The sequence below is a fragment of the Streptomyces sp. NPDC091279 genome (assembly GCF_044757465.1).
GTDB lineage: Bacteria > Actinomycetota > Actinomycetes > Streptomycetales > Streptomycetaceae > Streptomyces.
Genome location: NZ_JBIVVA010000001.1, coordinates 935,231 through 942,475, shown reverse-complemented (window position 1 = coordinate 942,475; position 7,245 = coordinate 935,231). Strand labels below are relative to the sequence as shown.

The 7,245-nt window shown below is 67.8% G+C and carries 6 protein-coding genes and 1 pseudogene; 2 read left to right on the top strand and 5 right to left on the bottom strand.

Annotation, left to right across the window (positions count from 1 at the left end):
• Window positions 1–411: 411 nt before the first annotated feature.
• On the bottom strand, window positions 412–987 hold the full coding sequence (locus ACIQOU_RS03995) for a transcriptional regulator (protein ID WP_401533591.1): 576 nt from the start codon (window positions 985–987) through the stop codon (window positions 412–414).
• 543 nt (window positions 988–1,530) lie between these two features.
• Between ACIQOU_RS03995 and ACIQOU_RS03990 the strand changes: the two genes are divergently transcribed.
• Window positions 1,531–2,751: a phosphatidylserine/phosphatidylglycerophosphate/cardiolipin synthase family protein gene (locus tag ACIQOU_RS03990; RefSeq protein WP_401533589.1), complete on the top strand. Its 1,221-nt coding sequence runs from the start codon at window positions 1,531–1,533 to the stop codon at window positions 2,749–2,751.
• A 135-nt stretch (window positions 2,752–2,886) separates the two neighbouring features.
• Window positions 2,887–3,117, top strand: coding sequence for a hypothetical protein (locus ACIQOU_RS03985; protein WP_401533588.1), 231 nt, complete (start codon window positions 2,887–2,889; stop codon window positions 3,115–3,117).
• A gap of 14 nt (window positions 3,118–3,131) precedes the next feature.
• Here ACIQOU_RS03985 and ACIQOU_RS03980 read toward each other — a convergent pair whose 3' ends face one another.
• The 4 genes and pseudogenes from ACIQOU_RS03980 to ACIQOU_RS03965 all read right to left on the bottom strand — a co-directional run.
• Window positions 3,132–4,082 (bottom strand): UbiA family prenyltransferase, encoded by a 951-nt coding sequence (locus tag ACIQOU_RS03980; RefSeq protein WP_401533586.1) that lies wholly within the window; start codon window positions 4,080–4,082, stop codon window positions 3,132–3,134.
• The gene (locus ACIQOU_RS03975; RefSeq protein ID WP_401533585.1) at window positions 4,073–5,341 is read right to left on the bottom strand and encodes a cytochrome P450; all 1,269 of its coding nucleotides are present in this window, start codon (window positions 5,339–5,341) and stop codon (window positions 4,073–4,075) included. The genes ACIQOU_RS03980 and ACIQOU_RS03975 overlap by 10 nt, the downstream gene beginning before the upstream one ends.
• 28 nt (window positions 5,342–5,369) lie before the next feature.
• Window positions 5,370–7,004, bottom strand: coding sequence for a prenyltransferase/squalene oxidase repeat-containing protein (locus ACIQOU_RS03970; protein ID WP_401533584.1), 1,635 nt, complete (start codon window positions 7,002–7,004; stop codon window positions 5,370–5,372).
• A gap of 30 nt (window positions 7,005–7,034) precedes the next feature.
• A pseudogene (locus tag ACIQOU_RS03965) lies at window positions 7,035–7,244 on the bottom strand (ferredoxin); the annotation flags it as partial.
• Window position 7,245: the final 1 nt, after the last annotated feature.

Below are 7,245 nucleotides of genomic sequence, written 5' to 3'. Positions count from 1 at the left end.
CGCGCGGTCTGCTCCGCAGACACGACGCGCCGCCGCTACGCGGCGGTCCAAGGGTCCTTGCTCCGCAAGGACCTTGACGGTCCGTCACTCCGTGACGGACCCCGAATTGCTCCGCAATTCGACCCCAAAACCCAACCAGATTGCTCCGCAATCCGAACCTAACCCCCAACCAGATTGCTCCGCAATCAAAAACCCACCCGAATTGCTCCGCAATCCAGAACGTGACTCGCTCCGCGAATCACAAAACTCAAATTGCTCCGCAATTTGAGACCCGGACCGCTCCGCGCCCCGGACTGTAGTCCGCACCGCGAACTACAGAAAAACGCAGCGAGGGGAACCGGTGCCTCGGGCCGGATGTTTGTCCACTGCCAGAACATGAAGTCCCCTCCCCCTCCAGATACTCAATTCCCCTCAAGCCGCAAACCCGATAGCCGAAACATAATCATACTGACCCCACGACGACCCCAAATCCACAGCCACATCATCCACCCACGCCTCATCCAAAGCCCCCATATCCCCCCGCACCCACGCCTCCACAATCCGATCCCAACGACGCACATTCACCGTCCGGAACTCCAACACCCGCTGAAACGGCCGAGCCACCTGAGACTGATTCAAAGGATGAAACTCCACCCGCGTCCCACGCCCCTCACGATTCAGACGCCCCACCAAATACCGCGCCACGTTCCGCCGGCGCACCGCACGATACGCAACCTCGATCCGCTCAAGATTCACCTTCGACGGACTCCGCTTCCCCTCCAACCACGCCTTCACCGTCCGATCCGTCACCATCAACCCCGCAGCACGCGCCGCCTCCCACGCACGACCCGAACGCCTCAAATAATGCAACCGAGCCAACAACCCACGCCGCGACGAAACCGGCGAAGAAACAAACCCCACAAGACCATCAAGCCGAACCGCCACCGCCTCAAAAGCCCTCACACCACGAGCACCAAACTTACCGAAATCAATCGTCCTCTCCGGCACCCCACAACCCCCACATCACACGAAACCAAAACACGAAACCCACGAAACACAATACACCAAACACCCCCGAAAATCCCGACAACCCACAACCCCAAACACCGATCCACCCGGACACAGCATTCCGAGCCAGTGAACGCCGTACATACTTCGGCAATTACCGAACACGCTCCCTCTCTGGATTTCAAGGCCAGGCCCTTACGCGGCTCCGCCCGACGGTCGTACCCTGCGGCGACGTGTGTCAGGTGCGCCGCGCGACGATGCGGTAGGCGTTGCGTCCTGCCGACGCAGCGCGGTCCGAAGGTTGTCGAGCGGGGTGAGAAGCTGTTGTCTTTCGATCTTGAGAGATGCGCATCGACCCGGCGCTGACGCTCGCAGCGGTACGGCAGGAAGTGTTCCGGAGTTGGATCTTTCGCACCGAGGGGGCCGTGCTGTCCCCGGGAATACATGAGTGGCGGCGGGGTACGTTCGGCTCGCTGCTCAGCCCGTGCCGGACCGGGCGCCGCGGCCCGACGGTTTATCTGCGTGTTCCGGCCCGGTGAGGCAATGACCAGTATCCAAGAACCGACCGAGTCGGCGTTGCGGGAGGCCGACCCGGAATTCCCTTCCGACGCGGAACGTGTGACGCGGATACGGCGGCGTCTGGAGCGGCTGATAGGCATAGCGGCGACCGAGGGCAACCGGCTTGTTCCGCTGCGGAACGGGGACGAGATCTTCTCCGCGATGCTCGCCGCGATCCGCCGGGCCGAGCACACCGTGGACATGATGACGTTCGTGTACTGGAAGGGTGACATCGCCCGCGAGTTCGCCGAGTGTCTGGCGGAGCGTGCCGGTGCCGGGGTGCGGGTGCGGTTGCTGTTGGACGGCTTCGGGAGCCGGCTGATCGAGACCGAGCAGCTCCATGCGATGGAGGCGGCCGGGGTGGAGGTGGCCTGGTTCCGCAAGCCGTTGTACCTCTCCCCGCTCAAGCAGAATCACCGTTGTCACCGCAAGGTTCTCGTGGTCGACGAGGAGACCGCCTTCACGGGCGGGGTGGGCATTGCCGAGGAGTGGTGCGGCGATGCCCGTGACGAGACCGAGTGGCGTGACACCCATGTCGAGGTCCGCGGGCCGGCGGTGGACGGCATTGCCGCGGCGTTCACCCAGAACTGGGCCGAGTGCCATGGCGAACTCCTCACCGGGCGCGACCGGTTCGTCGAGCATCGCCCGCAAGGGGACGCCATCGTGCAGGTGGTGCGCGGCTCCGCCAGTTTCGGTTGGCAGGACATGCAGACCCTCATCCGGGTGATGTTGGAGTCCGCCGAGGAACGGTTCCGTCTCTGTACCGCCTACTTCTCACCGGACGAGTACTTCGTGCGCCTGCTCTGCGAGACCGCGCGGCGCGGAGTCGATGTGGAGATCCTGCTGCCCGGCCCGCACACGGACAAGCGGGTCTGCCAACTCGCCGGCCAGCACCACTACGAGGACCTGACCGCCTGCGGGGTGCGGATCTACCAGTACCAGCCGACGATGATGCACGCCAAGGTCATCACCGTCGACGGCATCGCCTCTCTGATCGGCTCGACCAACTTCAACCGCCGCTCCCTCGATCACGACGAGGAGGTCATGCTCGCCGTCCTCGATCCGGAGTTCACCGCCACTCTGGACGCGCACTTCGAGTCCGACACGGCGCTCAGCGAACCGATCGGCCGAGGCCGGTGGAAGAGACGCTCGGTTCTCCAGCGCGCTCGGGAGGCTGCCGTTCTGCCTCTGCGTCGCTTTCTGTGATCGGGGCGGGGCCGCAGGACCAGGACCAGGTGGTATGCCTCAGTTCTAGCTCAAATCCCTCTGCATCGGCCCGGATTCAGGGCATCTTTGCTTCATCACCGGACGATCATGTGTGGTACGGCAAAGGGGATGGTCATGGCCAAAGCGGTGCGGGCGTCGTTGGGCGAGATGTGGATCAGCTGTCAGGTCTGTCGCAGTGATGTCTTCCGTGAGCGTGACGTCAAGCTGAACAGTTTCGGCATGGAATTCATGAAGCTGGCCTGGGCGGACGAAACCGCGACAGGGCTGATCTGCTGGCGGTGCGGCTTCGTGCATCTCTTCGTGAACCGGGAGATCCAGCTGCACCGCGCGGACCAGCCCGCCTGACGCACAGCCCGACCTCACCGCAGCACGTTCGCGACCTGTCCCAGCACGCTCCCCGCCAGCGGCAGTGCCACCAGCAGTACGTCGGCTCCGATCACGAAGGTGAGGGTGTGGCGGCGCATCCGGGTCTCGTGGAGGGCGTGGAGGGTGGCTGGGGTCAGGCGTAGTTTGCTGATCAGGAAGATGCCGCAGCCGGTCGTGCCGAGCAGAGCGGCGCCCGGGCCCAGGGACCACGCCAGGCCCCAGGCGATGAGGGTCAGGGCAGTCGCCGTTGCCCCGACGGCCAGGACCAGGGCGCGGGAGGTGCCGTAGCGGACTGCGGGTGGGGTGAGGCCGGCGGCCTGGTCGGCGGGGGCGTCGGGCAGGGACCACCACAGGGTGCGGCCGATGAGCAGCAGCCACAGGCCGAGGAAGAGCGGCCAGAGGTAGCCCGGGAAGTCGGGGCGGACCGCGTTGAACGTGGACAGGCAGGGCAGGACGGAGAAGTGCGCGCCCAGGCTGATGGGGTTGGCCAGGCCGCGTTTCTTCAGTCGGACGGGTTCGAGGTTGTACAGGTATTCCACCAGGATTCCGGCTGCCACCCCGGCCGCGATCAGTGGGCGGCCGAGGTGCACGGCAACCCCGCAGGCCAGCAGGAGGGCGAGGGTCATCTCGGCGGTGGCGATCCCGAACAGCCTTCTGCGGCCGAGGCGTTGGGCGGCTCGGGCGACGCCGGACTTGCCGGGGGTGCGGGCGTCGATGGGGATGTCCATGGCCGCGTTGAGGACGTTCTGCGCGATGAGCGGGATCAGGTTGGCGGCCACGGCCAGCAGTACCGGGGTGCGCAGCAGTTGGTGCGGTGTCGTTGCCGCGTAGCAGGCGCCCCATAGCGCGTGGCAGAGGTAGGCGAGGGGGAAGGGGGATTCCAGGCGGTGGACGCGGTGGAGGTCGGGTGTCTGCCGGGTTGGGCGGGTGGTGGTCAGGGGCATGGGCGGACTGTCAGGGTGAGTGTGGGGGCGGGTCCCATGGCGGGGCCGCGGCGGTGTGGGGTGCCGGCTCGGGGGCCGGGGCGGCCGAGTTCGACGCGGCGGAGTACGGCGGCGATGGTCATGCGCATTTCCAGCATGGCCAGGTCCGCGCCGAGGCAGCGTCGGGTGCCGCCGCCGAAGGGCAGGTAGTGCTGTGTGGACCATTTGCGGTCGAGGAAGCGGTGGGGGTCGAAGCGTTCGGGGTGTGGATAGGTGTCCGGCTGTCGGTGGGCGAGGTGGATGCAGGGGGTGAGTGTGGTGCCTTTGGTGAGGGGGCGGCCCAGGAGTTCCTGGTCGGTGGTGAGGACGCGGTGCCCGGCGATGGTGGCGGGTGGGGTGATGCGCAGGGATTCGCGGCAGACGGCGTCGAGCAGGGGGAGTTCGGCTGCTGTGGAGCCGTCGGCGGTGCTGGCGGTGAGTTCTGCTCTGAGGTCGGTGCGGAGGTGGTCGTCGCAGGCGAGCCAGTACAGGGTCCAGGCGATCGCGGAGGCGGTGGTCTCGTGGCCGGCGAAGATCAGGGACATGAGCTGGTCGGCGAGTTCGTTCTCGTCGAGTGGGCCGAGTGGTGGGTTTCCGGAGGTGAGTTCGGTGGCGAGGGCGGGGCAGCGGGAGGTGGTGGGTCTGGGTCGTGGGGTTGTGAGGTCTTCGCGGAGGGTGTCGCGGTCGCGCAGGAAGGTGCGCCACAGGGAAGGGAGTGTGGTGGGTGGGCGCAGGTAGCGGTAGCGGAGGGTGCGGGAGGGGGTGCCGAGGACCTGTTCCACGAGGTCGCTGACGCGGGTCAAAAGGTCGCTGTCCTCGTCGTCGAGGAGGATGGTGCCGATGATGCGGAGGGTGAGGCGGCGGGCCCATTCGGGGACGACGAAGGTGTCTGTGCGGGTCAGTTCGTCGGCTGCGTGGTTGACGGTTTCGGCGATCGCCGGGTGGTGGGCTGCGAGTCGGTTGCCGCGTAGTGCGGGTCCGACGACCTGGCGGTAGGCGGCGTGCCGGGTTCCGTTGGCGAAGAGCAGGGAGGTGTCGCCGACGAGTGGGCGGAGGGTGTCGCTCTGGTCGAGGTGCATGTCTCGTTCGGAGCGGAAGACCTCGGCGATGTCTTCGGGTCCCCACAGCAGCAGGTGGGGGGCCGGGGTGCTCTTCAGTCGGACGGTGCGTTCGGGGCGGGTGGAGACCGTGTCGAGGAAGGCCAGGCCCTGGAGGCCGAAGCGGAGTTTGTTGAGGCTCATGGGGTGGGTGTCGTCCGTCCGCTGGTCGTCAGGGCAGGAAGGCGGGTGCGGCCGGTCGTGCGGCCTGTTCCAGGCGGGACGCGGCGGTGTAGAGGGCGGCGACGCGGGCGGCTTTGACGACGGTGACCGGGGTGTAGAGGTCTTTGTCGTGCCACAGCGGTGCGAAGTCGGCGTCGTCCTGGTGGTCGAGGAGGTGGGTGCAGCCGTCGGTCACCGCGCGGGCCACGGGTGGGGGCAGGTCGTCGGGGTGGGCGCGCAGGAGGATCTGGAGGGCGTAGGAGGTTTCCTCGACGGTGCCTTCCCAGCGTCCCCAGGAGCCGTCGGGGCGTTGGGTGTCCAGTGCCCATTGTCCGGCGCGGGTGAGGGCCTCGTGGGTGCGGGGGTGGTGGCCGCGGGCGAGGGCGACGGTGCAGCACATGGTGGCGTAGTAGGGGGAGGCGTGCCATTTGTCGTCCCAGGAGCCGTTGTGGTGCTGCTGGTTGAGGAGCCAGGTCTCGGTTTTGTCGGCTGCGGTGCGGCGGCGGGTCTGTTCCTCGGCGGGTTCGTCGGGGGGTGCGGTAGTCAGCAGGGCTTCCAGGATGTGGGCGTTGGTGCTGGTGGAGGGGGTGCGTTCGCCGGGGAAGCAGCGGAAGTAGGTGTCGGCTTCGTAGGGCCACAGGCAGTGGACGGGGGTGGGGCGGCCGGTGAGGGCGAGGGTGTGCAGGACGGCGGCGGTGTCGTCGGAGTCCGGGGGGAGTCCGGGGCCTGCGGGTGCGCCTGCGGTGTCGAGGCTGGTCTCCAGGTAGGCGGGGAGTTCCGGGGGGATGGTGAGTGGGATGCCCGCGTCGAGGAGAAAGCCGAGTACCCAGGCGCGTTCGAAGACCGCTATGGAGAGCACTCCGGGGACCGGGCCGCCCCAGCGGGCCTGGGTTCGGGCGAGGAGTGCCGCGGGTGCCTCTTGTGGTGGTCGGCCGGCGAGCCAGGCGGCGGTCGCGGCGGAGGAGGAGCCCACGGCGGAGGCGGTGAGGCGGACTCCGGGTGCGTCGGCGGCTTGTTCACCGAGGGCTTCCAGGGTGTGCCAGAGTTTTTCGGGCAGGGGTGTGCGGGCGGCTGCGGCGGTTCGTAGTCGGGTCAGTGGGTGGCGGTCGATGCCGTGGGGCAGGTGCAGTGCGGCGGCGCCCAGGCGTCCGTCGGAGCTTGCCAGTTGGCTGTTCAGTTCGTCGATGAGCCAGGGGATGATGAGTTCGGCGGCGATGGTGTCGGGGACCGCGTTCTGGTGGTCGGTGTCGAGGTCGAGTCGGTCGGCCAGGGCCCACAGTCCGGTGAGGGCGGCGCGGGCGAGGGGGGCGGCCGGTGGGCGTGCGGGGTCGGTGGCGGGTCGGTCGAGTTCGTGGAGCAGGGCTTCGGTGGCGCTGAGGGTGGGGACGAGGTCGTATCCGTCGGGGTGGCCCCACCATCCGTCGGGTCGTTGGGTGCGCAGCAGGTAGGCGCAGCGGTCGCCGTGGCCGTCGAGCCAGGGTGCGGTGCGGACCAGGCGGGCGGTCTCGTACACCGAGGGGGACATGGTTCCCCGGGGGTTGGTCATGATCTCGGTGACCAGGTCGGCGGCGGTCCGGGCGAGGGTGGTGCGCCATTGCGTCAGGGCGTGGGGCAGGGGCGGGTGTTCGTTGCTGGTGAGGTGCATCGTTCCGCTCTTCTTCCGTGCGGTGGGGGGTCAGTCGTCGCCGGGTTCGGTGAGGGTGATCGCGGCGACGGGGCAGCGTCGGGCGGCGTCGCGGACGTTCTGCCACAGGTGGTGTCCGGGGTGGGGGTCGTGTACGACGACGACTCCGTCCTCGTCGCGTTCGGTGAAGACTTCGGGGACGGTCTCGGCGCACTGTCCCGAGGTGGCGCAGATGTTCTGGTCGGCGCGGACGTGCATGGCG

Bases quoted from the DNA above. Each gene is read 5' to 3' on its own strand.
- ACIQOU_RS03985 (WP_401533588.1), top strand. From the start codon at position 2,887: ATGGCCAAAGCGGTGCGGGCGTCGTTGGGCGAGATGTGGATCAGCTGT.
- ACIQOU_RS03975 (WP_401533585.1), bottom strand. From the start codon at position 5,341: ATGAGCCTCAACAAACTCCGCTTCGGCCTCCAGGGCCTGGCCTTCCTC.
- ACIQOU_RS03970 (WP_401533584.1), bottom strand. From the start codon at position 7,004: ATGCACCTCACCAGCAACGAACACCCGCCCCTGCCCCACGCCCTGACG.
- ACIQOU_RS03990 (WP_401533589.1), top strand. From the start codon at position 1,531: ATGACCAGTATCCAAGAACCGACCGAGTCGGCGTTGCGGGAGGCCGAC.
- ACIQOU_RS03980 (WP_401533586.1), bottom strand. From the start codon at position 4,082: ATGCCCCTGACCACCACCCGCCCAACCCGGCAGACACCCGACCTCCAC.